At 63.1% G+C, this 25,016-nt stretch carries 26 protein-coding genes, 1 pseudogene and 1 riboswitch; of the genes and pseudogenes, 14 read left to right on the top strand and 13 right to left on the bottom strand.

Annotated features, from left to right (window positions below):
* Positions 1-56: 56 nt before the first annotated feature.
* The 5 genes from M1D88_RS18840 to M1D88_RS18860 all read right to left on the bottom strand — a co-directional run bounded on the left by M1D88_RS18840 (position 57) and on the right by M1D88_RS18860 (position 6,980).
* Positions 57-1,766, bottom strand: a complete 1,710-nt coding sequence (locus M1D88_RS18840; RefSeq protein WP_458112257.1) for a CBM35 domain-containing protein — start codon at positions 1,764-1,766, stop codon at positions 57-59.
* A 79-nt stretch (positions 1,767-1,845) separates the two neighbouring features.
* Positions 1,846-3,789 (bottom strand): glycoside hydrolase family 127 protein, encoded by a 1,944-nt coding sequence (locus tag M1D88_RS18845; RefSeq protein WP_458112258.1) that lies wholly within the window; start codon positions 3,787-3,789, stop codon positions 1,846-1,848.
* 118 nt (positions 3,790-3,907) lie between these two features.
* Entirely contained in the window at positions 3,908-4,726 is an 819-nt protein-coding gene (locus M1D88_RS18850; protein ID WP_458112259.1) for a carbohydrate ABC transporter permease, read from the bottom strand.
* Positions 4,723-5,688: a carbohydrate ABC transporter permease gene (locus M1D88_RS18855; protein WP_458114573.1), complete on the bottom strand. Its 966-nt coding sequence runs from the start codon at positions 5,686-5,688 to the stop codon at positions 4,723-4,725. Before M1D88_RS18855 ends, M1D88_RS18850 begins: the two co-directional genes overlap by 4 nt.
* A 32-nt stretch (positions 5,689-5,720) precedes the next feature.
* Entirely contained in the window at positions 5,721-6,980 is a 1,260-nt protein-coding gene (locus M1D88_RS18860; RefSeq protein ID WP_458112260.1) for a sugar ABC transporter substrate-binding protein, read from the bottom strand.
* 256 nt (positions 6,981-7,236) lie between these two features.
* On the opposite strand from M1D88_RS18860, the gene M1D88_RS18865 reads away from it, so the two are divergent.
* The 6 genes from M1D88_RS18865 to M1D88_RS18890 all read left to right on the top strand — a co-directional run bounded on the left by M1D88_RS18865 (position 7,237) and on the right by M1D88_RS18890 (position 11,636).
* Entirely contained in the window at positions 7,237-8,277 is a 1,041-nt protein-coding gene (locus M1D88_RS18865) for a LacI family DNA-binding transcriptional regulator (protein ID WP_458112261.1), read from the top strand.
* A 127-nt stretch (positions 8,278-8,404) separates the two neighbouring features.
* Positions 8,405-8,470, top strand: a riboswitch (guanidine-III (ykkC-III) riboswitch).
* A gap of 9 nt (positions 8,471-8,479) precedes the next feature.
* Positions 8,480-8,803 carry a DMT family transporter gene (locus M1D88_RS18870; protein WP_458112262.1) on the top strand — a complete coding sequence of 108 codons (324 nt, stop codon included), beginning with the start codon at positions 8,480-8,482 and terminating at the stop codon, positions 8,801-8,803.
* Positions 8,803-9,174, top strand: a complete 372-nt coding sequence (locus M1D88_RS18875) for a DMT family transporter (RefSeq protein ID WP_458114574.1) — start codon at positions 8,803-8,805, stop codon at positions 9,172-9,174. Before M1D88_RS18870 ends, M1D88_RS18875 begins: the two co-directional genes overlap by 1 nt.
* 97 nt (positions 9,175-9,271) lie before the next feature.
* Positions 9,272-9,898 carry a nucleoside/nucleotide kinase family protein gene (locus M1D88_RS18880; protein ID WP_458112263.1) on the top strand — a complete coding sequence of 209 codons (627 nt, stop codon included), beginning with the start codon at positions 9,272-9,274 and terminating at the stop codon, positions 9,896-9,898.
* Positions 9,899-9,986: 88 nt separating this feature from the next.
* Positions 9,987-10,982, top strand: coding sequence for an aldo/keto reductase (locus tag M1D88_RS18885; RefSeq protein WP_458112264.1), 996 nt, complete (start codon positions 9,987-9,989; stop codon positions 10,980-10,982).
* Between the two features lie 3 nt (positions 10,983-10,985).
* Positions 10,986-11,636 (top strand): MBL fold metallo-hydrolase, encoded by a 651-nt coding sequence (locus M1D88_RS18890; RefSeq protein ID WP_458112265.1) that lies wholly within the window; start codon positions 10,986-10,988, stop codon positions 11,634-11,636.
* 114 nt (positions 11,637-11,750) lie between these two features.
* Here M1D88_RS18890 and M1D88_RS18895 read toward each other — a convergent pair whose 3' ends face one another.
* Positions 11,751-13,622 carry a DEAD/DEAH box helicase gene (locus M1D88_RS18895; RefSeq protein WP_309107312.1) on the bottom strand — a complete coding sequence of 624 codons (1,872 nt, stop codon included), beginning with the start codon at positions 13,620-13,622 and terminating at the stop codon, positions 11,751-11,753.
* Positions 13,623-14,075: 453 nt separating this feature from the next.
* Between M1D88_RS18895 and M1D88_RS18900 the strand changes: the two genes are divergently transcribed.
* The 4 genes from M1D88_RS18900 to M1D88_RS18915 all read left to right on the top strand — a co-directional run bounded on the left by M1D88_RS18900 (position 14,076) and on the right by M1D88_RS18915 (position 17,948).
* Complete coding sequence (locus M1D88_RS18900) at positions 14,076-14,423, top strand: molybdopterin oxidoreductase (protein WP_309107313.1); 348 nt, start codon at positions 14,076-14,078, stop codon at positions 14,421-14,423.
* Positions 14,423-16,936 (top strand): nitrite reductase large subunit NirB, encoded by a 2,514-nt coding sequence (gene nirB, locus M1D88_RS18905; RefSeq protein WP_458112266.1) that lies wholly within the window; start codon positions 14,423-14,425, stop codon positions 16,934-16,936. Before M1D88_RS18900 ends, nirB begins: the two co-directional genes overlap by 1 nt.
* Positions 16,933-17,262 carry a Rieske (2Fe-2S) protein gene (locus M1D88_RS18910; RefSeq protein WP_458112267.1) on the top strand — a complete coding sequence of 110 codons (330 nt, stop codon included), beginning with the start codon at positions 16,933-16,935 and terminating at the stop codon, positions 17,260-17,262. The genes nirB and M1D88_RS18910 overlap by 4 nt, the downstream gene beginning before the upstream one ends.
* 230 nt (positions 17,263-17,492) lie before the next feature.
* Complete coding sequence (locus M1D88_RS18915; protein ID WP_458112268.1) at positions 17,493-17,948, top strand: hypothetical protein; 456 nt, start codon at positions 17,493-17,495, stop codon at positions 17,946-17,948.
* 115 nt (positions 17,949-18,063) lie between these two features.
* Here M1D88_RS18915 and M1D88_RS18920 read toward each other — a convergent pair whose 3' ends face one another.
* The 6 genes from M1D88_RS18920 to M1D88_RS18945 form a co-directional block, all read right to left on the bottom strand.
* On the bottom strand, positions 18,064-18,222 hold the full coding sequence (locus M1D88_RS18920; RefSeq protein WP_458112269.1) for a hypothetical protein: 159 nt from the start codon (positions 18,220-18,222) through the stop codon (positions 18,064-18,066).
* A 71-nt stretch (positions 18,223-18,293) separates the two neighbouring features.
* Positions 18,294-18,566, bottom strand: a complete 273-nt coding sequence (locus M1D88_RS18925) for a hypothetical protein (protein WP_458112270.1) — start codon at positions 18,564-18,566, stop codon at positions 18,294-18,296.
* A 354-nt stretch (positions 18,567-18,920) separates the two neighbouring features.
* Positions 18,921-19,580 carry a hypothetical protein gene (locus M1D88_RS18930; protein ID WP_458112271.1) on the bottom strand — a complete coding sequence of 220 codons (660 nt, stop codon included), beginning with the start codon at positions 19,578-19,580 and terminating at the stop codon, positions 18,921-18,923.
* Positions 19,581-19,948: 368 nt separating this feature from the next.
* On the bottom strand, positions 19,949-20,113 hold the full coding sequence (locus M1D88_RS18935; protein ID WP_458112272.1) for a hypothetical protein: 165 nt from the start codon (positions 20,111-20,113) through the stop codon (positions 19,949-19,951).
* Between the two features lie 442 nt (positions 20,114-20,555).
* A complete protein-coding gene (locus M1D88_RS18940; RefSeq protein WP_458112273.1) occupies positions 20,556-20,783 on the bottom strand; it encodes an IS3 family transposase in 228 nt (75 codons plus the stop codon).
* Between the two features lie 199 nt (positions 20,784-20,982).
* Positions 20,983-21,297 (bottom strand): hypothetical protein, encoded by a 315-nt coding sequence (locus M1D88_RS18945; RefSeq protein WP_458112274.1) that lies wholly within the window; start codon positions 21,295-21,297, stop codon positions 20,983-20,985.
* Between the two features lie 359 nt (positions 21,298-21,656).
* Here M1D88_RS18945 and M1D88_RS18950 point away from each other — a divergent pair.
* The 4 genes and pseudogenes from M1D88_RS18950 to M1D88_RS18965 form a co-directional block, all read left to right on the top strand.
* Positions 21,657-21,818: pseudogene (locus tag M1D88_RS18950) on the top strand (recombinase family protein); the annotation flags it as partial.
* Positions 21,819-21,978: 160 nt separating this feature from the next.
* Positions 21,979-22,047 (top strand): helix-turn-helix domain-containing protein, encoded by a 69-nt coding sequence (locus M1D88_RS18955; protein ID WP_458114575.1) that lies wholly within the window; start codon positions 21,979-21,981, stop codon positions 22,045-22,047.
* A gap of 205 nt (positions 22,048-22,252) precedes the next feature.
* Positions 22,253-22,633: a hypothetical protein gene (locus M1D88_RS18960; RefSeq protein ID WP_458112275.1), complete on the top strand. Its 381-nt coding sequence runs from the start codon at positions 22,253-22,255 to the stop codon at positions 22,631-22,633.
* A gap of 220 nt (positions 22,634-22,853) precedes the next feature.
* Positions 22,854-23,558, top strand: a complete 705-nt coding sequence (locus tag M1D88_RS18965) for an SAM-dependent methyltransferase (protein WP_458112276.1) — start codon at positions 22,854-22,856, stop codon at positions 23,556-23,558.
* Here M1D88_RS18965 and M1D88_RS18970 read toward each other — a convergent pair.
* The gene (locus M1D88_RS18970; RefSeq protein WP_458112277.1) at positions 23,542-24,996 is read right to left on the bottom strand and encodes an MFS transporter; all 1,455 of its coding nucleotides are present in this window, start codon (positions 24,994-24,996) and stop codon (positions 23,542-23,544) included. The genes M1D88_RS18965 and M1D88_RS18970 overlap by 17 nt on opposite strands.
* Positions 24,997-25,016: the final 20 nt, after the last annotated feature.

Genomic DNA, 25,016 nt, shown 5'->3' on the forward strand with positions numbered 1-25,016 from the left:
GCATCAAGGGGTCCGGTCCCTTCCGTACGGAAAGAACCGGGCCCCAACTCGCCCGTCTAGCGGGTGAGGGTGATGGAATCGATCTCGGCAAACCCGGTGCCGCCCCCATAGTTCGGGGCACCCTTGGCGAGCCGGATAGTGTTGAATCCGGCTTTGAGACTCAGCGGGGCCGTGACACTCTGGGAGAAGTTGCCCCAACTGCCGGTACTCGGGTAGGACACCTGCGTGAACGGGCTGCCGTTGGCGGCCAGACCCTGCGTCGCAGTTCCCGTTCCGCCATTGGCGTAGCGGATGGCCATGGAGTACGCACCCGCAGCGGGGACTTCAACCACGAAGTCCACGAAGCTGCTGTTCCGCGCGTTTGCTGCACCGTCGATGCGGCCCACGTAGGAACCGTTCGAGGCGGAGGCGGCGCTGAGGATGCTGGCGTTCACTACGGTGGCATTCTCCGCCTCATAGACCTGCTGGTAGCTGGTGGTGGGTCCGGCCGCAGGAGTTACCACGATCTGGTACGCGCCCAGGTAGTCCTGGTTAGTCACGGGAACAGTGATACTGCCGTTGGTGATTGGAATTGTTGTGGTGGAGACCGTGGTGGGTGCATCGACGTTGGTCTGCCGACCCGAGCGCGGAGTGTAATTCAGGGTGACCTTGGCCGAGGTACCGAATCCGGAGAGACCCTTGACTTGCACTGCGTTATCGCCAAAAGTCCCACCAAAGGCCACGTTAACAATCTTGCGGCTGGAATCGTAGGACGCGAAGCCATCCAGGTCACCGGAAGGCGTGACGGCGAGCATGTTGCCTGCCATTTCGCCGTACCACTTGTAGAGCCAGTAGGAACCGGTGGGGCGGTTGTTCCAGACCAGGCCGCCCACAGTCCCGGACTCGTACCAGTAGGCCCGCTCGGCGTCTTTGATGCCGGTGCGTTCGAACTGGGCAATGTAGTGAGCAGCCACGCTGGGCGAATCCACTTGGTTGGGCGAACCGTACTCATTGATGGAAATAGGACGTGGGGAAATACCCAAAGAGCGTTCAATCGCCCGGTAATCGGCTACGTGCTCATCCACCGCATTCCAGGTTCCGTCTTCGAGTTCGTGCCAGGAGATGACGTCAGGCAGCGTGTTGTCTGCCTTCGCCCGCGTGAGAAAGTCCCGCAGCCACTGACTCTCATAGCGGCTGTAGCTTGGCCCGACAATGGGCGTCACCGTGTCCTGGAGCTTGACCTGGCGGAACGTGCGGGTCCAGCCGTCGAGGAAGGGACCCGCCTTGGTAGTATCCCAGGTCCAGTCAGGTTCGTTCCACAGCTCCCAGCCGTTGATGTTGGTGGTGCCCGTGGCGTCCATCCTTGCTTTGACCATGGTGTTGACCTTGGATTCCCAGTCCGCCCAGCTGATCCAGCGGTACGGGAAGTCGGGGTATACGTCAGGCATCCGCGCGTAGGACTGCGCGCCGTCGGACGTGAACTGCGGGGCGGTCTTAAGGATGTCCCCGGTAGGTGAGGTGGCACCATTGCCCAACTGCAGGACTCCAGGAGCCGGCTGCGTGTGCTGCTTCAGACGCAACGGCGTCAGGAGACCAGGAGCCGGATCCGTTGCGGTTGCCAGGGCGTACAAGCCGCCGGCACCCACGCGGGTAACCGGGCGGATGGGCGAGGCGGCGTCCACCACGAGGGTATTGCCGGCGGCTTCTGCCGGCGGCGCTGGGACGGCCAGAGAGGAAGCAAGGACAGCCATGGCGGCTGCCCCGAGGACTAAGCGGTTTTTCTTCACGTATTGCTCCATTGCGTAGGTGAGATTGGCGGCCGGGTGCTGCCCGGCCGGGTGCTGCCCGGCCGGTTACTGCCCTGTTTCAGTTCTCCTTTCGGTCCGGTGCTGCAGGGATGGCGGAACCGGGCTCTGCGGCGGGAATCCAGACGCGCATGGTGGCCGGACCTCGGTTTCCCCACGTGTAGTAGGGCATCAGGTTCAGGTCCACGGTTCCGGTTGAGGCGGTTTCGTCGTGGTCTGCATAGGGCCAGTCGGCGGCTGACGGATGACGCAGGTGTGCGCGCGCCACAGTGCAACCGTCGGATGTGGTGCGCAGGCCGTGCGCCGCGTCCAACGCGATGTCGTTGACCGTGTAGCCGGCGGGGAGGTCCACATCCTCGGCGCACAGGACGAGAGGTCCGCGTTCCACGGCGACGGTGCCGCGTACTGCGTCGATCTGCGGGTGAGGGTGCGTGATGCGCGGCTCCATCGGCAGTACCAGGGCCACCACGTCGCCGGTTAGGAAATGACGCCGGAGAACCCCTCGCGCGGGCACGTCCTGGCCATTGAGGCTCATCCGGGCGTCGGTGGCCCATGACGGGATCCGGAGGTCTATTCCGAACTCGCGGTCCGGGGCCTCGAGGATCTCAACCCGGATGCTGCCGTCGTGGGGATATCCGGTGCGCACGGAAAGGGCAACGTCGCCGGCGCCGTTCAAAGTGGTGCGGATGTCTATGTCACCGAACTGGTGGATCTGGACTGCGTCCCCGGTAGCCGTGACGAAGTAGAGCTCCACGCTGGCGAGAGTGCGGGCCACGTTGGTGGGGCAGCAGGAAACCTCGAACCAGGGCGCCCGAAGGGTGGACAGCGCGCGGACGTTGATGCTGTCGTCGTCCGGGACCGTGCTGGCTGTCCGCTGGTGCAGCGTGTTGGTGTAAAAGAAGCCGCGACCGTCCTCGCGCGGGGAAGCCAGGATGTTGTTGAGCAGCGTCCGTTCCATCAGGTCCGCGTATTTGGAATCACCCGTCTGCAGCAGCAGGCGCCAGCTGAGCATCACAGAGGCGATGCCCGCGCAGGTTTCAGAGTAGGCGCGATCCGAGGGCAGCTCGTAGTCCGCGCCGAAGGCTTCGTCCTGGTGGTGGGACCCCATACCGCCCGTAATGTAGGTCCGCTTGGCCACCGTGTTGGCCCACTGCTGTTCAACGGCATGGATGAGACCAAGTTCATTGGCCTCGGTGCCTACGTCAAGCGCCCCGGAAGCGAGGTACAGGGCTCGAACTGCGTGGCCCCGCAGGACGGTGGCGTCACGGACGGGCATGTCGTCCTGGAAGTATTCCTGGCCCCATTCGATGGTGGCCAGTGTCCCGGTCCCACGGCGTTCCACGAACAGCCGCGCCAGTTCCACCGCCTGCGCGCTTCCGGTAGCGCGGCCGAACTCCACAAGGGCGGGCTCGATCTCCGGGTGTCCGCAGACTGCCGGCCGCCCGTCAGGGCCGAACTCCCGGTACACATGGTCAACCAGCCGGCGGGCCACAGTGACCAGTTTGTCGTCGTGCCCGGTGCGCAGGCGCGCGACTGCCGCCTGGATCAGGTGCCCAAAGCAATACAGTTCGTGGCCCCATTCCAGATCGGAATACCGGTCGCGCTGGCCGGGGCGGCCGAAGCTGGTGTGGAGGTATCCGTCCTGGTCCTGGGCGGCGGCCACCCGGGCCACGAGGGCGGCATACCGGTCCGCCAGGTCCTGCTGGTGCCCACGTCCCAGTTCCCAGGCCATGGCCTCAAGGAGCTTGTAGACCTCGGAATCCACGAACTCGATGCCCGAGTGGTTCGTGGCCACGGTGCCTTCTGCCGCCCGGTCAAAGTTGGCGATCCAGCCAATGCGTTCCATCCAGTTTTCGCAGTGTGCCAGGATGACCTGCGAATTGAGATCAACCAGTGCACCCCAGAAGCCGCCTGCCACCCTGACCTCATGGGCGCCGAGGGGACGGAGAGTGGCGGTGCTGGGCTGGACTGGACCGCCGATCAGGGACAGGTTGGTGATGGTCACGAGGAATCTCCAGGGGTAAATGGGGTTGGTGTAGACAGGCAAAGGCCGGGGCATGCCGCAGGTTCGGAAGGGCCGGTGCGCGATGCTGCGGTGGCACTGCGGAATGTTCGGGGGTGCGCTAGTCCTTGACGGCGCCGGCTGTGACTCCGGCCGCGACGTAGCGCTGGGCGATCACCAGGAGGATGGCGGCAGGAACGGATGCAATGACGGCGGTGGCCATGATGGCGTTCCATTGGGTGGTGTTGTTGCCGATGTACTGGTAGATGCCCAGGGTGATGGGAATCAGGTCACCGCTGCGGTTGAGCGTTGACGCGAAAATGAAGTCGGACCAGGCCCAGAGGAAAGCGAACAGCGACACCGTGAGGATCGAGTTCCTGCTGATGGGCAGCACGATCATGGTGAACGTTCGCCACACACCCGCGCCGTCCAACCGGGCCGCCTGGATCAGTTCGCGCGGAATCCCGGACATGAACGCTCTGAAGAGCAGCACCGCGAACGGCACCGCCACCGTGGAATTCGCCAATATCAGGCCCGGCAGCGTATTGAGCAGGTCCAGTCGGAGGTATATGGCATAGAACCCCATGGCCATCACCACCGCCGGGATCATTTGCGCCACAAGGAGGACAAAGCCCAAGGCATTGCGCCCCGGCAAGACCAGGAGGGACATGGCATAGCCAGCGGGGGCAGCGATAACCAGGGTAAGAGCTACGGTGGCGACGCCGAGGATCAGGCTGGTGGTCAGGTGCGGCAGCTGCTGGTCCAGGGCTGCGGTGTAGCCTTCCAGCGTCGGGTTCAGGGGCAGCAGGCTGGGTGGGGACTTTCGCAGGTCCGAAGTCCGGGTAAAGGACACGTTCACGATCCAGTAGACCGGGAACAGCATCAGAGCGGTGAAGATGAGGCCGAGGCCCGTTTTCCACCAGGTTCGTGTGGCGGTCATGATTCCTCCTGGTTTTTCTGCACCCGAAGGTAGAGCAGGCCAAAGGCGAGAGCTATCAGGATCAACAGGTTTCCTACTGTGGCTGCGGGGCTGAAGTCCGGCGTCCCCGTGCCGAAGGCTTCACGGTACGACCAGGTGGCGAACGTGGTGGACGTGTCACCCGGGCCACCGGAGGTCATGATCCAAATGATGTCCACCACTTTCAGCGTGTAGACCAGGCCCAGGAGGAGAGTAATGGCCGTAACCGGCCGAAGGAGCGGGAAGGTGATGTTCCAGAACTGCTTCCAAGAGGAAGCGCCATCCAGTGCGGCCGCCTCATAGTAGTCCTTGGGTATGTTCTGCAGTCCGGAGTAGAGGATCACCAGGTTGAAGGGGATGCCTAGCCAGATGTTGGCGATAATAACCGATGTCAGGGCCAACCCTGGGCTGGTCAACCAGTTGAGCGGTTCGAACCCCAGGCCCACCAGCGCAGCGTTGACTATCCCGTTGTCGCTGTTGAGCATCCAGGACCAGGCTGATGCAGAAACGATCAGCGGCAGCAGCCACGGGATAAGGAACAGGCCCCGCAACACGGAGGACAGCCGGAAGCTGCTCCTGAAAAACACTGCAAGGGCAAGGCCCAGGGCGTACTGGAACACCAGGGAAACTGCCGTGAAGACCGCCGTGTTGGTGAGGGCTGTTACGAAGGTGCTGCTGCTGAAAACGGCAAGATAGTTGTCGAGGCCCACAAACTCAGCCTTGCCCTGCACAAAAGCCCGGAGGGTGTAATCGTGAAGGCTCAGTTCAATGTTCCGGTACAGCGGGAACGCGTAGAACACGAGCAGGTACACCAGCAGTGGTGCGGCGAAAAGCGCTGCCGCGATACGGGGGCCAAGCGAACGCTGCCGCCGGTTTCCCGGCACTGCAGCGTCCGCCTTCTTCCCCACGTCCGGCCGGCTCTCAGCCGTGTGGGTCACAGTCATCATCTTGTCCGTTCTATGTTCCTGGCCCCGGGCTATTTGCCGGTGGCGGCCGCGGCTTTCTGCTGGGCGGCCTTGAGCGCATCCTGGGATGACTGGGCGCCACTGAGGGAATTCTGGACGGCGGTCCAGAGTTGTTCCGAGATCACGGGGTAGTCCGTGCCCAGGTTGTCGCTGGTACGGCCCTTGGCCTCGTTTACCGCCTCCACCCATACCTTCAGCTCCGGGTGTTCCTTCAGCAGCAGCTCCTGGCCCGGGACTGTCGCAGGGATGTAGTAGGCGAACGTGTTGGCAGTTTCCACCTGACCCTCAGTGGTGCTCATGCACTCCACGATCTGTGTCGACGTTGCGTAGCGGCTTTCATCCTTCTGGACGGGCATGAGCAAGAATTCGCCGCCGGTAGGGGCTGGCGCCAGGCCACCGGCCTTGGACGGAATGGGGATGTAGCCGGTGGCGAAGCCGGCCTTTGCGGCGCTGTTGACCTGCCACGTGCCGTTGACCACGAAACCGAAGTCACCGGTGAGGAACTCCTCCCACGTCGTGTTCTGAGAGTTATTGATCACCGAGTTGGGCGCCAACCCGTCCTTGACCCACGAGCTCCACAGGTCAAGCGCGCTGACCGCTTCGGTTGAATCAAGAGCGCTCAGCTTCGCCCCGGAGCCCCAGAAGAACGGCAGGAATTGGAAGGAGCCTTCCTCGGTGCCAATACCGGCGAAGGTAATGCCCTTGTGCCCGGAACCCTTGATGCTTTGCAGGGCTGCGGTTAGTGAATCCCAGCTGGTGATGGAAGCGGGGTCAACGCCGGCTTGGGCCAGAATGTCCTTGTTGTAATAAAGGGCCAAGGTGTTGGCCCCTACCGGGATGCCGAATGTCTCGCCGTCCAGCTCACCGGCCGCGAGCAGGTTCGGTTCGATGGCTGAGGTATCCAGGCCCGCGGTCTTCATGTCCACCAGCGCCCCGGTTTCAGCCAGGGTGGAAACTGCAGGGTTGTCCAGCAGGATTACATCGGCGGACTTGCCCTCCTGCGCGGCGAGGAGTGCCTGGTTGGTAAGAGCCTGGGTGTCGTAGGCCGTGCGGGCAATGGTTACGCCGGCTTCCTGTCCGCACTTGTCGATCCGCTTGGCCCAAGCCGATGACGCGTCATGCTGGGGATAGGGATCCCAGACAGTGAAGCTTCCGCCGCCCTCCTGGGAGGCTGTTGCCTGCCCGGTTGTTCCTGAGCAACCAGTGACAGCTAAAGCCAGCGACAACGCCCCGACAGTGGCAAAGGCTATCTGGGTAAATTTTTTCGACACGGCTGATTGTCCTTTTCTCCGTTGAAAGATGACTGCTGACTGCAAGACCGACTGTTCCGCCAATTTCCACAAGACCGTAGCCTTCGTTTTCCGAAAATTCCGAAACTAGTTTCTGCCGGAAAACGTACCAGTGAAAATGGCGCTGGTCAACGGTCAGTCCAGCGCTTTCGGAAATGGCTGCGAAAGGACGCTTGATCATTTCCCGAAACTTTTCCGTTTGTGCAAGGATGGAGATGACGAATGCGAAGGGGACGTGATGGCGAAGACCAGCAAACGGGCGGTACTCAACGATGTGGCGGCGGCAGCCGGCGTTTCGGTGGCAACCGCGTCGAAGGCGCTCAACGGCAGGCACCACGTCAACGAGGCCACACGCAAGCGGGTGCTCGACGCCGCCGAACAGCTGAGATTCACGCCCAATCCGTTTGCCCAGGCGCTCAACTTTCCGGTCACAGGCACCATCGGAGTGCTCACTGCAGACCTGTCGAGCAGGTTCGTCCTGCCCATCCTGATGGGCGTGGAGGAGGCGTTCGGCGCCGGCTCCACCTCCGTGATCATCAGCGACGCACGCAACGACAGGGTCCGGGAACAGTTCCTCCTGCAGACGCTGGTTGCCAAGCGCGTGGATGGCATCATCGTCCTGGGTGCAGACGCCAATCCCCGCCAATCAATCTCTGCTGACGTCCCCGTCCCCGTGGTGTACGCCTACACACCCTCCGTTGTGGAAACCGATTGTTCCTACACGCCGGATAACGCCATGGGTGCCCGGCTGGCCATCGACCATCTGGTGGCCCGCGGCCGGAGAAACATTGCGATGCTCAACGGCGAACCCCGCTATGACGCAGCGACCGAACGTGGGGACGCGGCGGTGGAAACCCTCAAGAACCACGGGCTGGGGCTGGTCACCGGCGAAGTGCTGTACGGGGACTGGAGTGAACGGTGGGGCCGTCAAGGCGTGCAGGCGCTCCTCAATTCCGGGCTGCCCGTGGACGGGATCTTCTGCGGCAGCGACCAAATCGCCCGCGGCGTCGTGGACGAACTGCGAAATGGCGGAATATCCGTACCACACGACGTCGCGGTGGTGGGCTTCGATAACTGGGAACTGTTCAGCACCACATCCCAGCCGCCCCTGACCACAGTGGACATGAACCTCGAAGAGATGGGCCGGGCAGTGGCGGAGGAACTCCAGGCCGCCATCTCGGGAAAGCCGCGTACAGGAAATCACCGGTTACCCGTCCAACTCATTCCGCGCGAATCCACCGCCAGCCTCGCTCGCGGCGCGGGAAATCCCGGCGCATAGCAGCGCGATCCAAGGGCCAAGGTCCCAGCAGGAAACAGGGATCTGGACGCCGAGGAGGCTAAGGGAGCGGGTGGTGAGGTTGGCCACGAAAACTGGCCCGCCGGCGTCGGGCGTTGCTAGGCTGGAATGAAGGGTCCGCACCGGACCCTCCGGACGACGGTTCAGTACCCGGCACGCGACAAGACTGGCCAAAGGATCTGTCATGTCGTGGATAATTCTTATCCTCTCCGGTGCGCTTGAGGCCGTCTGGGCCGCTGCCCTGCACCGGACCTTCCAAGCCACAGGCCGCCGTCGGGCTCTTCCCGCCCTGCTGTTCCTGGCCTCCGTCATCGCGAGCACTGGCGGACTGGCCATCGCCATGCAATCCATCCCCACCGGCACTGCCTACGCGGTGTGGGTGGGCGTGGGAGTTGTGCTGACCAGCGCCTACGCGATCATCACCAAAGTGGAACAGGCGACGGCGGCGCGGCTCCTGCTGCTCGGCGGGATTGCAGCCTGTGTCGTCGGCCTGAAAGTGGTGGCGTGATGCTCTCGAAAGCCGCAATTGCCTGGGGTGTCCTACTGGCTTCGGCCGTTCTCGAAGCCGTGTGGGCCACCGCCCTTGGCTTATCCGACGGCTTCACCAGGCCCCTGCCCACCATGGTTTTCGCAGTCACGGCAACCCTGAGCATGCTCGGCCTCGGCCTGGCCGTGAAGCAGATTCCGCTGGGGACTGCCTACGCGGTTTGGGTGGGAATCGGTGCGGCCCTGACCGTTGGGTGGGCGATGGCCACCGGCGTCGAACCGGCCAGTCCGCTGAAGCTGCTGTTCATCGCTGGAATCGTTGCCTGTGCGGCGGGGCTGAAGATGCTGCCGGGCCATGGTCCGGCGGACCCGGATGCGCTCCCGCCCAGTTAGTCGAGCCCCTGTCGGCGTGTTGCGGGAGGCACGCCGCGTCAGGGGCAGGCGCCGGACAGTAACTGGGCTGGAGCGTCCGGAGCACTAGGATTTTGGCATGGATTCTCCCGAAATTGCGCTGGCAATGGATACGCTGCGCCACCGGATCGAGGCGGGGAACAGGACCCTGCTGGGCATCACGGGCTCCCCGGGAGTGGGTAAGTCCACGTTTGCTGCCTACCTCCGGGACGCCTTCGGTCCCGAAACCTCCGTGGTGGTCCCCATGGACGGCTTCCACCTGGGCAACGCGATTATCGACGGCACGCCCCTGAAGCAGCGCAAAGGCGCCATTGATACGTTCGACGTCGGCGGTTACCTTTCGCTGCTGCAGAGGCTCAGGCGGCGGGATGAGGACGTGGTGTACGCCCCGGACTTCCGGCGCTCCATTGACGAACCGGTGGCTGCATCCATCGCCATTCCTGCGGCGGTTCCCCTGGTGATCACCGAGGGAAACTATCTGCTCGCGGACCACCCGCAATGGCGCGAAGTCAGAGCCCAACTGGACGAGGTCTGGTTTATCGAGGTCCCGGCCAGCATCCGGATGTCACGGCTTGTGGAACGTCACGTGCTGTTCGGCAAGGAACGGAGCGCGGCGGAAGCGTGGGCTGGCGGTTCTGACCAGGCCAACGCAGAGCTGATCGAAAAAACGAAGGCCTTTGCAGACCGGGTCATCAGCTGGTCCTAAGGGACGCCTTCTACGATGACGGAATACCTTGACCGGCCGTGGGGTTCTTGGCTGGGACAACACTTCAGAGCAGCGAACGGAGCGCATTATGACTGCAGCATCAGTAGAGCTCGGCGACGGCCTCAAGGTCAGCCCACTGGGATTTGGCGGGATGGCGTTGACGCCGGTTTACGGAGAAGTGGATCAAGTCGATGCCCTGCGTACCCTTCATCACGCTGTGGATGCGGGAATCAGCTTCATCGACACCGCCGATATCTACGGCGGAGGCAGCAATGAGGAACTGATCGCGCAACTGCTGGCCGAGCGGCGGGGTGAAGTCCAGCTCGCCACCAAGTTCGGCATCGTCGGGAACCCGCACGATGGCTACACCGGCATTCGAGGGGATGCCGCCTATATCAAGCAAGCAGTGGAAAACAGTCTCCGCCGTCTGGGCACGGACACCATCGACCTTTACTACATGCACCGCCGGGACCTCCGCGTTCCGCTAGCGGAAACCGTTGAGGCCATGGCAGAGCTGGTTCGCGAGGGCAAGGTCCGGCACCTTGGTCTGTCCGAGGTGACCGCTGCTGAGCTGCGGGAAGCCAACAACATTCACCCCATCGCGGCAGTCCAGAGTGAATGGTCCATCTGGAGCCGCGACGTGGAAAAGAACGTGGTTCCCGCGGCTGGCGAGCTTGGAGTGGGCTTTGTCCCCTACTCGCCGCTCGGACGCGGATTCCTGACCGGAACCGTGGACGCTACCCAGCTTTCCGACACTGACTTCCGACGCCGGATCCCCCGTTTTGCCGAAGACGCTGCTGATGCGAACCAAGGGGTGGTGGCCGCCGTGCAGTCTGTTGCTGAGGATCTGGGAGCAACTGCGGCACAGGTTGCCCTCGCCTGGCTGCTCGCCCACGGCCGGCGTCTCGGCCTGCCGGTCGTGCCGATCCCCGGTACCCGGAAGGCGCACCGGATCGACGAGAACCTGGGGGCGCTTTCACTGGACTTCACCCCATCACAACTGGAGACGCTCGACGCCGCTGCGGACGCCGTCGTCGGCTCCCGGTCCGCTGACCCGAAGTGGGTATCGCAGGGGCGTGAATAGCGCATGGACACGCTCATTCACTCACTCCGGGACATCACCATCCGCAGCATTTCCGTCAGCCAGATGGACAACAATGTGTATCTGCTCACCGCCAAGAAGTCCGGCGCGCAGCTGTTGATCGATGCCGCGGATGACCTGCCTGCGATCCTGAACCTGCTCTCTGACGCGGCCGCCGATACTGCTGCCGCACCCAAGCTGGCACTGATCGCCACCACCCACCAGCACTGGGATCACGTCCGGGCGCTTCCGGAGCTCGTGAAAACCACCGGTGCAAAAACAGCGGCCGGCACTGATGACGCTCCGGAACTGCCCGTGCCCGTCAATGTACTGCTGGACCATGGGGACGTGGGCAACTTTGACGGCTTCGATGTGACGGCCGTGCACCTGCGCGGGCACACCCCGGGCTCGGTGGCACTGGTCTATGAGGACCCGAAGGGACCGGCCCACATCTTCTCGGGGGATTCCCTGTTTCCGGGCGGAGTGGGCAACACCCAGAAGGATCCCGAGCGGTTCAAGCAGCTGATCACCGATGTCACCGAGCGGCTGTTTGACGTCTACCCGGATGACACTGTGGTGCACCCGGGCCACGGCAAGCCGACTACCCTGGGCGCCGAACGTCCGCACCTGGAGGAGTGGCGCGCCCGCGGCTGGTAACGGCCCGGGTGGCGCCCGGACGTTGAGACGCGCTACGAAAAAGGACGGCCGCACCCTGGATCCAGGGTGCGGCCGTCCTTTTTTTGGCGGGGTAATTCTTATAGCCAGAAGACCTTAGCGGCCGCGGCGTTCGTTCGATGCCGGAGCGGAGGCGCGACGGGGGCCGCTGCGCGCCGGACGGCCTGAGCCGCCGTTGCCGCCGGACTTCGAGCCGCCGTTGCCGCCACCCGAGTAGGATCCGCCGGAGGTGCCACCCGTGTTCGAGGACCAGACGGCAGCGTTTCCGCCCGACTTGGCGCCGGCAGCGGCACGCTGACCCGTTCCTGCGGCACGCTGGCCGGTTGCCGGACGTCCGCCACGCTGGCCACCTGTTGCGCCGGAGCGGGCTGCGCCGCCACGGGTATCAGCAGCGCGTCCGTCCGATCCGCGGCCAGCCGCTGCACGGCCACCTGCCGCGGGAACGTCATTGCGGTGAGAGTTGTACGCAGACGTCCGGGTGCGGGCGCTGCGACGGGCAGCGCGCTCGGCATCCAGGCGGTCCTCGTTGCGCTCGGTGACGCGCTCTGCAGCATTGCGGGCAGCGGCCTGGCCTTCGTAGGCCACAGCACGACGCTCGGCGCGGGGCAGGTCGGTGCGGGGCGCCTCAGCTGAAACGCGTCCGCGTCCGCCACGTCCACCACGGCCACCGGCAGTGGGAGAACCCTGGGTGGATCGGCGGGCGCGCTTGCGCTCGGCGTTGGCACCGGTGGAGGTGCCACCGCCCTGCTGCTGCGCCTTGGCAGCAAGGAGAGCTGCGCGGGTGCGGGGATCGATCTTGTCGGCCATTTCGCCCACCAGTTCAGCAACCAGGGGTGAGTTGGCGGTGACGCGCTCGAAGTTAACCTCGACGCCGGCAGCCTTCATCAGCTTCTTGACGTCCGACTGCTGCTCGGGCAGGGTCAGCGTGACCACAGTTCCGTCAGAACCCGCGCGGGCCGTACGGCCTGAACGGTGCAGGTACGCCTTGTGCTCGGTGGGCGGGTCAACGTGGATGACCAGTTCGACGTCGTCCACGTGGACACCGCGGGCGGCGACGTCGGTGGCCACCAGGACGCGGACGTCGCCGTTGGAGAACTCGGCGAGGTTGCGGTCACGGGCGTTCTGCGAAAGGTTGCCGTGAAGATCGACGGCGGGGATCCCGGCGTCGGTCAGGGTCTTGGCAAGCTTGCGGGCGTGGTGCTTGGTGCGCATGAAGAGGACGCGGCGGCCGGATCCCGAGGCGAGCTCAACGATCAGCTGCTTCTTGACGGTCTGGTCGTTGACCACCAGCACGTGGTGCTCCATGGTGGTCACGGCGGCCTGCGGATCGTCAACGGAGTGCGTCAGCGGGTTGGACAGGTAACGCTGGACGATCTTGTCCACACCGTTGTCCAGCGTGGCCGAGAACAGCAGGCGCTGGCCCTGGCTGGGGGTCATGTCCATGAGCTTCTTCACGACGGGCAGGAAGCCGAGGTCAGCCATATGGTCGGCCTCGTCCAGCACGGTGATCTCGACGGCTTCAAGGGTCAGGATGCGCTGGCGGATCAGGTCCTCGAGGCGTCCGGGGCAGGCGATGACGATGTCGACGCCGGCGCGGAGTGCCTTCTCCTGGCGCGCCTGGGAGATGCCGCCATAGATCACGGTGGTGTTCAGCCCGGCAGCCTTGGCAAGCGGCTCGATGGTTGCGTTGATCTGGGTGGCCAGCTCACGGGTGGGTGCAAGAACCAGGCCCATGGGGCGGCCGGGCTTGCGGAAGTGCTTGGCTTCCCGCTCAGCGAGTCTTGCTACAAGCGGGATAGCGAAGGCAATGGTCTTGCCGGATCCGGTGCGGCCGCGGCCAAGGACGTCGCGTCCGGCCAGGGTGTCCGGAAGAGTCTTGACCTGGATGGGGAACGGTTCCACGATCCCCTGGGCTGTCAGGGTGTCGGCGAGTGCCTTGGGCGTGCCGAGGGCAGCGAAAGTAGTCATGTGTTTCAAAGGTCTTTCAGGCGGTATCCATGCGGATATCGGCCCCCAACGCCGGTTGGCTCAGGGGTTCGCCGAAGAAAAGTCAGGTGATCAACCAGGCTGCTGCCATATTGCAAGGGCGGAAGTCGGGACCAAATAGAACGCGTTCATCGACGCAGGATGTGCCTCTCACATGAAAAAACCCACTCCCTTCCGGATAAATCCTTCGGGGAACCGGTTGATGAACCGGTTCAAAAGTGGGCATCACTGCACATCAAGTTCCACCAGCTTAGCATCCGGCTGGACCTTACCCTGCATCGCCACCGCTTCCGCTCCTCCAACTGGGTAGCAGTAGATGCTGTGGTGAGAAAGGTGTTAAGCGGAAATTACACAGCCCGCAGAAGGCTGTAACACGGCGAGCGCAGGATGGCCCTATGCCGGGATAAGTGCACCACTTGCCGAAAGGGTCTGCCCATGAATCTGAAGAACCTCTTCCTCCAAGGCATTTTCCCCTTTGTGGGAGCCGGGTTGGATAAACCCGTCCCCATTCACAGCCAGCTCTCCCATTTCGTTCCCGACGGGGTCATCAACCAGATTCTCTACTTCCGCGGTGGCAACTCCTCTCCCGAGCTGATCACCGTGGCACTTATGAGGGACGGCATCCCCTTGCGGTACTTCCCGATCGGAGCAAAAGGTGATGTCCATGTACCGCTGCGCGTAGTAGAGGACATCGACGGCGGTTCGCTGATTGAGCTGAGGCTGCTGGCGGATACGGGGGTCACCGGCTCAGTGGTGGTGGATCTGGGCATGGTGGAGCACTGATGACCGCCATGGCCAGCAGGGCCGCCCGGTCCGTAACCAAGGACTCCCGCCGTCGGCTTGTGGTGATCGGCAACGGCATGGCCGGAGCCCGTGCAGTGGAGGAGATCCTGGCCCGCGGCGGGGGCGCCCAGCACAGGATTACCATGTTCGGGGACGAACCCTACGGCAACTACAACCGCATCATGCTCAGCCATGTTCTGTCCGGCGACGAGGATGCCGGTGACATCTTTCTCAACTCCTTGGCCTGGTACCAGGAAAACAACATCACCCTTCACGCAGGAATCCGGGTGGAGAGGATCGACCGCTTCGCCAAGCTGGTATTTTCCGACGACGGGAGGGCAACCCCCTACGACGTCCTGATCATTGCCACGGGCAGCCGTTCGTTCATGCCCGCAGTGGACGGGCTGTACACCGCGGGCGGACTCCTGCGCCCAGGGATCTTCGCTTTCCGCACCATCGACGACACCCAGAACATGGTGGCGTACGCCCAACAGGACCATCATCACCGTGCCGTTGTGATCGGCGGCGGCCTGCTGGGCCTGGAAGCCGCACGCGGTCTTCAAAGCCACGGTATCGACGTCGAAGTGGTTCACTCGGGCGGGCACCTGCTGAATACGCAGATGGGTCCGGACGGAGGCGCCGTCCTGCGGCGCAGCGTCGAGGCCCTCGGAATCAAAGTCCACACCAGCAGCCGGACAACAGCAATCCTGGGAACGGACAAGGTGCAGGGCGTCCAGCTCCGGGATAAGCCGGACATCGCGTGCGACATGGTGGTAGTTGCTGCTGGGATCCGGCCCAACGTCGACGTCGCCGTCACCAGCGGGCTGCCGGTGGAGCGCGCGATTGTTGTTGATGACCAGATGCGGGTACCGGACGAGGACGAGATCTATGCCGTGGGCGAGTGTGTCCAGCACCGCGGCGAAGTGTACGGGCTGGTGGCACCAGTGTGGGAGCAGGCCGCCGTGCTGGCCGACCACGTCACGGGGGCTGATCCGTCGTCGGCCTATCTCGGTTCCCGGACGGCCACCAAACTCAAGGTGGCCGGCGTCGACGTCGCCTCCATGGGGCTGCAGGCCCCGGAACGTGACACTGACGAGCACGTTGTTTTCTCGGAGCCCAGCCGCGGTGTTTTCAAGTCCATAGTGATCCGGGACAGCAAGATTGTGGGCGCGACGCTCCTGGGAGACAGCCGCAAGGTGGCCTACCTGACGCAGGCGTTCGACCGTGGGCTGCCGCTGCCGGAGGAACGGGTGTCCCTGCTCTTCGATATTGGCGGCCCCGGTGAGGAAGCGGGTGTGGCTGAGCTGGATCCGGACGCCCAGGTCTGCAACTGCAACGGCGTCAGCAAGAAAGCGATCGTGGAAACCGTCAAGGGAGGCTGCAACACCGTAGCAGGCGTTATGGATGCCACGCGGGCCGGAAAGGGCTGCGGCTCGTGCAAGCTGCTGGTGCGGCAGGTGGTGGAATGGGCCGCTGACGGCGCCGTGGCGGAGGATCCCGCTTCCGGCTATTACGTGCCGGGGGTGCCCCTGGAGAAGGCCGCGCTGATGAAGGCCATCCGGCAGCAGGGGCTCCGCTCCGTCTCCGCGGTCTTTGCTGCGCTGGCCCCGGGCGGTGCGGAGGACGCGAAGTCGAAGATGGGCCTGGCGTCGCTGCTGAAAATGATGTGGGCAGACCAGTACATCGACGAGCGTGATGCCCGGTTCATCAACGACCGCGTCCACGCCAACATTCAGCGCGACGGCACCTTCTCGGTGGTGCCCCAAATGAAAGGCGGGGTTACGACGCCGGACCAGCTCCGCCGGATTGCCGACGTCGCGGACAAGTACAGCGTTCCGATGGTGAAGCTGACCGGTGGGCAGCGGATCGACCTCCTGGGGATCCGGAAAGAGGACCTCCCGAAAGTCTGGGCTGACCTGGACATGCCCTCCGGTTACGCGTACGGCAAGAGCTTCCGCACCGTGAAGACGTGCGTGGGGAAGGATTTCTGCCGCTACGGAACCGGCGACTCAACCAAGCTTGGCATCGAGATCGAATCCAGGTTCCAGGGGATCGAGTCCCCCGCGAAGCTGAAACTGGCAGTCTCCGGCTGCCCGCGGAACTGCGCAGAGTCCTTGGTCAAGGACGTCGGCGTGGTGGCGGTCGACGGCGGCCGCTGGGAAATCTATATCGGCGGCGCTGCGGGCGCTCACATCCGTAGGGGAGATCTGCTGGCCACAGTGGACAGTCCTGAGGCTGTGAAGCTCTTGACGGGCCGCTTTATGCAGTACTACCGGGAGCGGGCCAACTGGCTTGAGCGGACGTATTCATTTGTTCCCCGTGTGGGCATCGAGCACCTCCGCTCCGTGATTGTTGATGACGCTGAGGGGCTGGGAGCCCAGCTGGATGCGGCCATACAGGCGTCCATCGGCAACTACGTTGACCCTTGGACTGAACGCGGCGACCCGTTCACTCCCGGGCAGTTCCGTACCTCGCTTCCGCTTGAGGTCCTCCCCCAGGTGCCGGTCCGATGACTTCCGATACGTCAAGCGGGGAGCTGCACAGGCTCGGGCCGATCGAGCAGGTGCCGGTCGGGGAAGGCCGGTCTTTCGGCGTCAACAGCCAGCAAATTGCTGTGTTCCGCCTACGTGACGGTTCCCTACGGGCTGTCTCTGCCGTCTGCCCGCATCGGGGCGGCCCCATCGCTGACGGCACCATCGACCAGCGGGAGGTCTTGTGCCCCCTCCACCAGCACGCGTTCGCTCTGGATACTGGATGTTCCACCACCGGAGCCCCGCCGCTGCAGACCTACCCGGTTTTTGTAGACGCCGACAAGAACATCATGCTGCAACTGGAGTGAGGATCCCCGCCCGGGGCAATTGGCGCTGTGAGCTTGGCGCTGCGAAAGCGGCACTGAACCCCTTTCGAGGGGTTTGCAACCCATTCGTGTCGTACCCCTCCCCCACAATGGACACCACGCGATTCGGAGAGAGTTACCGGTAACCTGCCCAGTAGCTTTTCCATCAATAGCCGGAAGCCTCTCCTCCTTGTTTGGCGAAACCCCTCAGAGGTCTCTGAAAGACTGATCGCATGGAACTCGACCCGTCAACTTGGGGAACCGCTGGACAGTGGGCGTCAGCCGTCTTCGCTGGCTCGGCCTTCGCCACCTTCTACGTCATCCGCAGAGATGCAAAGCTCCGTCGCACCTCTCATGCCCGCCGTATCGCTTATTACTCCAGGTACTTCCTTCCGGATGAGCTGATGGACGATCGCTGGTTCCACATCCGAAACAACAGCGACGAGTCGGTCTACGACGTCTTCTTCTACGACCACGGTGGCCGACAGATTGAGCAGGGAGCCAGACAGGTGCTGCACCCTGGCGAGGAGACCAAGTACCGGAGCATGGAAGCGCCTCGGATATCATTTCGGGACGGGGCGCAGGTGCGGTGGCTGCGGAACATCGACGGCGATTTGAAGTCCGGCCGACCCAAGTACAGCAAGCGGTTCAGGCAGCATCAACGAATGCTGGGGAAGAAACCGAGCTAGGCATATGCCTCTGGTCTATTGCTCTCGATGCCCTCTGAGCCCTAGATGCATGAACGATTGATTCGCCTGACGTTTTTTGATGTTAGGCAACGGCAGGTTCGAGCTCGTCTGAAAATTATCGTTCCGGCTCGCTGATTCTGATCCAATAGCGCCACGCAGCCTCGTTTTCGCTGTCGCGGCCCACCTCTAGGATGCCGCCTTGGCGTTCGATCGTCTTGGCAGAGGCTCCCTTGCCGGCCTCGCAGACGACCATCACCCGGTCCATGCCGAGCACCCCCGAGCCTCATCTAGTACTTGACCTAGGCCCAAGTAGCCAACCCTCGTCCGCGAGGAGGCCCGGATGCCCTAGCCGATATGTCCGGCCCGTGCCGCTAGTTCGTGGTTCTGGTGCCGCAGCGCGATCCCGCCCAGGACTTGGTCATCCTCCACGATCCACCAACAAGTACCACCTGACTCGTCGGCAAGCCGTGCCACCCAGATCCGGAACCCGGGCAGCGAGCCGACCTCATCGGTTGCCAGCAACCCGAACCCATTCTCGTGGAGTCCGGCACCCCACTCGGCATGGCCCTGGAGCCAGGCTGCGTACAGGCGTTCAGTCGGTGCGATCAGCTCGGCCATGCCGCAACCATATATGGATCAACAGCAAACGCTGTGGAGACCCTTCGTGTCGTACCCCTCCCCCACACAGGACATCGGCGGCAGAAGAAAGGCTATCGGTAGTTTGCGGAGTAGCTTTTGAACGAACAGCTCTCGAAGTTGATCTGATCGGCCCGAGCAATCAGGCGGCCGTCCCCATATGGAAGGAAGGGCTGGCATTGAACTGCACCCCAAACGTTGGAGCCGCAATTAAGCGGTGACACCAGCTTATGGGTCTGTTCGTTCCGATGAGCTGGGTGATTCAAGGAGGGCTCTGTCGATTCAAACGACGGAGCCTTCCTTCTTCATGTCGCAGGGTTTCTCGCGACAGCTGCCTCAGGGCGACGCGTTGCCCGGGACGGCCTGCTCGGCTGTTTGTGTCAGGAACCGGCCCGCCCGCCGAAAGTCCCGTACGAGTAACCCAACCCCGGCCACTGCTACTCCCGCACCAATTGCCATCAGCCAAGCCACTGCAGTGTCACCGCGCAGGGCAAAGTTTATCCCTTGAGGGATGAAGATGAGCGGAAACAGCGGTTGCAGGAACAGTTGCGTGGCAAGGCGCTTTCGTAGTTGCACTGCGGCGGCGCGGGTGACCGCAAGGTGTTCCGGATCTAGCGGTGCCTTCCCTGTGATCTGACGGTGGACCTGCTTTTGTTCCTCGCTCGCCAGGGAAAGCAGCACGTCGATCCGCCCCACGTTGGCTGCAGGTACCACTTTCTTCGCGTTGTAGACCAGTCCCCCGATCAGGGCACCTAGAAATCCAAGGACAAGCCCGAAGGCTAGAAAGGTCGGCCATCTCTCCCGTATGCCTGGGAATGCCAGCGTTCCGCCGATGGTCCCTGCCGTGACCAGGATCAAGAATCCGGCCGGGAAATAGCGAGTGTAATAGGTTTTCACGGCGTCGCCGAGGCCGTTGTCCTCGATGCCTTGGGCTCTCCTTTTGGCTTTTGCCCAACGGTCGTTGGACTCTGCCATGAGGTCGTCAATGCCGCTCATCGTCCTTACCCTTGTCTTCCAGCGTCCGATTGTCTTCGCCGCGCCCAGCGGCTCCGATCACGGCCAACGCTCGGGATGTTTGGGGTCCCGCCCTCTTTCCCGCCAGTACTCATCTCTCTGCCACAAGGAAAATCGGGTTACCAGGATGCCCGCTACGATCGTGCAGGCGGCAAGAATGATGAGGATGAGAGCGTGGATCAAAAGCCACTCTTCCGAATCAGCGCCCAAGATGCTCAGACTGGACGAGACGAACCCCAAAACGATTACCGCTAGTAGGAAGTAGAGAGGGCGTCGGAGCCGACGCTCCATCTCGTCTCGGCTAGCCATATCTCCTCCTGAAGCCATTTGAGCATCGCCAGCGATCTCTACTACCGGTTCCTTGTCCTGAGCATCATCCAGATACCACCGGCGAAGATCAGGGAAACGACTGCAATGGGCAGGAGCAACGGAAGAGCGAAGATATTTCCGACCACCGCGCCTATTCCGGCGATGGCCCCCACTCCGACGCCGATCACAAAGAGCACAAAGGACATTTTCTTCCAAGTCCCGGCATCACGATCGCTGAGGTCCGATAGCTTGAGCTGAGCGGTGCTTTCATGTTCATACAACTGGGCAACGAACCCAGTGATCAGGAGTAATACTGAAACCCAGAAAAACGTTTGTACCGGGACGGTCAAGATTGGGTTGCGTGACCATGATAAGGATGATGGTCACCAAGACGATCGCAGCGAGTGCGAAATACTTCCACCGCCGGCGGGTCAGCACAAGGCGCCCCGCTTTGGTCCTCCCGACCATTACTATGATGCCCAAAGCAAACTGACCCACGGCCACCAAGGTCGAAAGGTTTCTGGGCCCCGGGTCCCTGTCGCCAGTCGCTGGATACCAATACAAGAACAGCGTCGCGAAGCCGAGAGCGATGATCACCAGGCCACCCGCGATCCGAAGCCATGCCGCGGTCCCTTTAGATGCCATGCGCTAAGTGCAGCCTTCGGCTGTCCGGTTGTCAATAAGCACAGGCGCGGTCGACTGCCCGAACTGTGCCCGGTATTGCACGGGACACATTCCCTGCAGCCTTTCCTTGATCCGGACGTGGTTGTACCAGTGCATGTAGGTGTTCAGTTCTTGCACGAATTCGGCAGTTGAGGCGTAGTGCCGGCGGCGGTAAAACTCTTTCTTCAGATGGCCGAAAAAGCTCTCCACCATTGCGTTGTCAGGCAGTTGCCCTTGCGCGACATTGACTGTCTCATTTTTGCTGGCCGGCGCTCAAGGCCCAGAACTCATCGCCCGGGGGCGTCAGGGAGATTGCGTGCCTGGCTGGCCGACGTTGTGGCGTGCCATACAGCAGCCCTTCTTATGGTGATACCGGTCAGCCGGGCCAGGACGACCGGGGGCAGTTGCATAGCTAGTTGCCCAACGGCTGTACTGCGCGCGGGCGCCGGTTCAGCCCGATCCCTCGGAGTCGGCGGGTGAGGGTTGATGCAGTAACCGGCCTGCCGTGGATCGGGCCGGGGAACAGCCATTTGTGGTCGTCACCAATGCCGCCGAATCGGGCCACGGTGCGTGTGGCTAGGGCGGCCCGGGCGTGGATTTCGAGAGCTTCCGGAAGCCGGAGTGGCTCCGGACCGAAACGGATGTAAACGGAGTCTTCGCCAGTGACGAAGTCGTCCAGTCGGAGGCCGACGAGTTCGTGTGGTCTTGACCCATACACGAGTACCACACTCGCCCGCAGCCGGCCATCTCGAAGGCTGGCGCGGGAGTTCTACCAAGCACCAACAAGTTTTACTCTCTATCAGGCGGCTCGAAGGCCGCGAACACAATGGCCAAAGCCTGCTCTTTCACCGGAGCGACGCTGGCTCTGATGGGTGACAGGTCAAAAAACCCATCGAGAAGGTCAAAGTCGGAGACAATGTCATTGCTACCGACCCTGAGACCGGCGAGCAGGTCAGCCGACCACCCCCCCGCTGGCTTTGAAGATCCGCGTGGCGACACGGACACGTACTGTCGCGAAATGCCGTCTAACAACCGAAAGTCTCACAACTGCAAATCGTCGGGATTAAGAGAATACGGGGACGGCCAATGGCTGTGATCGGGTACGCGAGAATTTCCACTACCGAACAGAACCTAGATCTGCAGCTAACCGCGCTCAAGGCAGCCGGCGCAGCCGGAGTCTTTGCCGACAACGGCGTCAGCGGGTCCACTATCGAACGCCCTCAACTCTCCAAGGCCATGGAAAGGTTGCAGCCCGGTTACGTACTGATTGTCTGGAAGCTCGACCGCTTGGGACGCAGCACCAGGCAGGACTCGCTGCGGCCGCGGCTAACAATCGTCGCGGCGGAAGGCCCCGGAACGTGGACACCGCGCAGACGCTGCCAGCGCCGAGGAACTCAAAGGCAAAGGAATCAGCGCAACCGACATCGGCAAGATGCTCGGAGTCTCCCGCGCCACGGTCTACCGGTACCTCATCTAAGCGACACAAAGGCAAGGCAAGCTTTGGCAAGCCGGCACCACAGCCAAAACGGGGCCCGAGGGACATTACCGTTCGCGCCTGCCTCAGCCTGCTCTTTGACTTCATGGACCAGCACTCCCCTACCCAGGGCTCCCGCGGCTGCGGCGCTGCCCACCCCTGGGTCAGCACAAAATCTCATGCCCTTAAGGCATGCAAGAATGGCGCCATGCTAGTAACGAGTCGGGAGTCAATAATTGCGGATCTCCTGTCCTATGGGGAGAAGGCTACGGCAGAGTGGATCTCCCGATGCAGCGACGACGAGTTGATGCGCACCCTATCAGTAGGTGAATGGTTGCTGTACTACGGTCCTGGACCTGCATCAGGAGGGAGCATGCTGATAGGCAAGGCAGCTGCGCTCGCAGCGGTCTACGTGCACGAGGGCAATCCCCGTGACCTTACTCGTCGGCGCCGCGACCTCTCGGCGTGGGCCGCCGCAATACCCAGCGATGGCACCGCACGGCTTCCCGGGCTGCCAAAGAACACACACTGGCCAAAGGAGTACGGCGTAGGAACGGATGCGAAGGACTATTGGACACACAGCGATTAGGCAAAACAAGATCGCACAGTCAAAAACCGTACCTTCAGGTTTTGACCACCCCTTGATTCCGGCACCGAGTTTTGAACGGCACCATGGGTGGCTTGAGCCACCTTCAGGCGAAACGATCGTCATCAGCCAGAAACGGTCGGTTATTGACTACCTCTCCCAATGACTGATCGTCCCCTGGGCGGCTCATGATTTGATCAAGGTTCTGTGGCAGGGTGGTGCCATGAAGGACGCCACGGATCCGCATCACAACCACCCCGGACACTCCGAGCAGCACGAGCACTCAACGGACGACGTCGGCGGTGGCAGCAACACGGCCGACAACGCCGAAGTGTGGGACGCCTTGTACAGCAGCCGGCCCAAGGTGTGGAGCGGCCAGCCCAACGGGCAGCTGATTGCTGAGGCTTCCGGGCTTGCTCCCGGCAGTGCCCTTGACCTGGGCTGCGGCGAAGGAGCCGATGCCATTTGGCTCGCCCGGCACGGCTGGAGTGTTACCGGTGTGGACGTTTCCGCCGTCGCGCTTGAACGGGCGGCTGCCCACGCGGCCGACGCCGGCTGCCGGATTGAGTGGATCAGGCAGGACCTCGTCGACTGGATCCCGGAGCAAGAATACGACCTTGTCAGCGCCCAGTTCCTGCATTCGGACGTTATGGCCTGGCAGGACGCCCTCCGCCCGGCGGTCTCAGCGGTCCGCCCTGGCGGGACGCTGCTGATCGTGGGCCACCATCCGGATGGGCTGCCGTCTGGGGGAAGGCACCACTCCCCCGACAAGTTTTTCACTGCCGAGCAGGCCGCTTATGAACTTGGAATCGGATCCCCCGGCTGGAAAGTGGAGACGATGGACTCTCGCGAGCGCCGTGCCAAAGGTTCGGATGGCCAGCAGATGACAGTGGCCGACGCAGTGCTCCGCGCTACGAGGCTCGCGTAGGAGTCTCCGCCCCAGACGCCTTTCCTGCAGCTGCCTGAACTGCGCGCGCCTGCACCCGCGGGGCAATGAACACCGCGGCGACGGCTATGACCACGGTCAGGGCAAAGACGCCAGCGAAGGAAGCTCCCGCCGTCGTCAGGGCGGTGAAGATAATCCCGGTAGTGGCGAGAGCGAGGGCCGCGCCGAGGGAATCCGAGATGGACATGGCCGAGCTGTTGAAGCCTTCGTTATCCGGTGTTGACAGCGCCAGGGTCATAACGCTCAGCCGCGGGTACATCAGGCCCATGCCGGCCCCGGCGAAAACCCAACCGATGATCGCGACGGCGGCAGGCCAGCTGAAGACGGTTGTCACCAGCGCCATTGCAACTGCTCCCAACACCAGCAGGGATCCGATCCGCACGGCCATCTGGTTCTCCAGCCGGCTGCCAAGCCGTCCCTGCACAGCCGAAGCGCCAGCCCACGCGAGGGCACCGCCCGTCAGGGTGAGCCCGGCGAATGTGGGAGAAAACTCGTACTGCTCCACCAGTAGATACGGCAGGTAAACCTCGGCGCCGAAGAACGCCGCGGAGACCAGGCCGCGGCTGAGGATGACACTCGGCAGGCCTGGCCGTGCGGTGAGCGTTCCACGTGGAACCAGCGGGCGTACGGCGAGCAACGCAATCACGACGGCGGCCGCGGCCAGAACTCCGCCCACCGCGGGAACTCCAGATCCAAGGTTCATGCCCAGGACGGCGACGGCAGCAAGACCGGCCCAGGCGAGCCGTCCGTACGCCCATGGCTTTTCCGACCCTTCCTGCGCGTCCTCGGATGGTCCCTGCAGTCCGCGGAGGGCCGGAATGATCATGAGGAGTGCTGGGACGACCAGTCCAACCACGCCCAGGAACACCCAGTGCCAGCTGGTGGCCTGGGCCACGATCCCGGCGGCAAACGGTCCGATGAGGGACGGGATCACCCAGGCTGCAGCGAAACCCGCGAAGATTTTGGGGTGCAGCACGGGCGGGTACACCCGTGCCACCACCACGTACAGGGCCACCGTCATGGCGCCGCCGCCCAGCCCTTGAACCAGTCTGCCCAAAACGAGGATGCCCATGGTCCCGGCAGTCCCTGCTATCAGGAGCCCGAGGACAAACATCACTACCGAGGTGTACAAGGGACCCACAGGGCCGCGGCGGTCGGACCAGTTACCTGCAGCCACCATGCCGATGACCCCGGTGGCCAGCGGACCCGCGAAGGCCAGCGCGTACAGCGAGGCCCCATCAAGTTCGCGGCTCACCAGCGGCATGATGGTGGTCACTGCGAGCGACTCGAAGGCGCCGAGGAAGACGAGGGCGCAAGCACCCACCGTTACCAGCAGGTAGGGGCGATGGAAGATTCCGGCGCCGGCGGCCAAGGTGGGAGGGGCGGAACTTTGCACGGGTACGGCCTGATCGGTAGTCATGAACGTTACCGTAGGACCTC

This window comes from Arthrobacter sp. R1-13 (assembly GCF_054161475.1).

Bases quoted from the DNA above. Each gene is read 5' to 3' on its own strand.
- M1D88_RS18850 (WP_458112259.1), bottom strand. From the start codon at position 4,726: ATGACCGCCACACGAACCTGGTGGAAAACGGGCCTCGGCCTCATCTTC.
- M1D88_RS18855 (WP_458114573.1), bottom strand. From the start codon at position 5,688: ATGACTGTGACCCACACGGCTGAGAGCCGGCCGGACGTGGGGAAGAAG.
- M1D88_RS18865 (WP_458112261.1), top strand. From the start codon at position 7,237: ATGGCGAAGACCAGCAAACGGGCGGTACTCAACGATGTGGCGGCGGCA.
- M1D88_RS18870 (WP_458112262.1), top strand. From the start codon at position 8,480: ATGTCGTGGATAATTCTTATCCTCTCCGGTGCGCTTGAGGCCGTCTGG.
- M1D88_RS18875 (WP_458114574.1), top strand. From the start codon at position 8,803: ATGCTCTCGAAAGCCGCAATTGCCTGGGGTGTCCTACTGGCTTCGGCC.
- M1D88_RS18880 (WP_458112263.1), top strand. From the start codon at position 9,272: ATGGATTCTCCCGAAATTGCGCTGGCAATGGATACGCTGCGCCACCGG.
- M1D88_RS18885 (WP_458112264.1), top strand. From the start codon at position 9,987: ATGACTGCAGCATCAGTAGAGCTCGGCGACGGCCTCAAGGTCAGCCCA.
- M1D88_RS18890 (WP_458112265.1), top strand. From the start codon at position 10,986: ATGGACACGCTCATTCACTCACTCCGGGACATCACCATCCGCAGCATT.
- M1D88_RS18895 (WP_309107312.1), bottom strand. From the start codon at position 13,622: ATGACTACTTTCGCTGCCCTCGGCACGCCCAAGGCACTCGCCGACACC.
- M1D88_RS18900 (WP_309107313.1), top strand. From the start codon at position 14,076: ATGAATCTGAAGAACCTCTTCCTCCAAGGCATTTTCCCCTTTGTGGGA.
- nirB (WP_458112266.1), top strand. From the start codon at position 14,423: ATGACCGCCATGGCCAGCAGGGCCGCCCGGTCCGTAACCAAGGACTCC.
- M1D88_RS18910 (WP_458112267.1), top strand. From the start codon at position 16,933: ATGACTTCCGATACGTCAAGCGGGGAGCTGCACAGGCTCGGGCCGATC.
- M1D88_RS18915 (WP_458112268.1), top strand. From the start codon at position 17,493: ATGGAACTCGACCCGTCAACTTGGGGAACCGCTGGACAGTGGGCGTCA.
- M1D88_RS18925 (WP_458112270.1), bottom strand. From the start codon at position 18,566: ATGGCCGAGCTGATCGCACCGACTGAACGCCTGTACGCAGCCTGGCTC.
- M1D88_RS18930 (WP_458112271.1), bottom strand. From the start codon at position 19,580: ATGAGCGGCATTGACGACCTCATGGCAGAGTCCAACGACCGTTGGGCA.
- M1D88_RS18935 (WP_458112272.1), bottom strand. From the start codon at position 20,113: ATGTCCTTTGTGCTCTTTGTGATCGGCGTCGGAGTGGGGGCCATCGCC.
- M1D88_RS18940 (WP_458112273.1), bottom strand. From the start codon at position 20,783: ATGGTGGAGAGCTTTTTCGGCCATCTGAAGAAAGAGTTTTACCGCCGC.
- M1D88_RS18960 (WP_458112275.1), top strand. From the start codon at position 22,253: ATGCTAGTAACGAGTCGGGAGTCAATAATTGCGGATCTCCTGTCCTAT.
- M1D88_RS18965 (WP_458112276.1), top strand. From the start codon at position 22,854: ATGAAGGACGCCACGGATCCGCATCACAACCACCCCGGACACTCCGAG.
- M1D88_RS18970 (WP_458112277.1), bottom strand. From the start codon at position 24,996: ATGACTACCGATCAGGCCGTACCCGTGCAAAGTTCCGCCCCTCCCACC.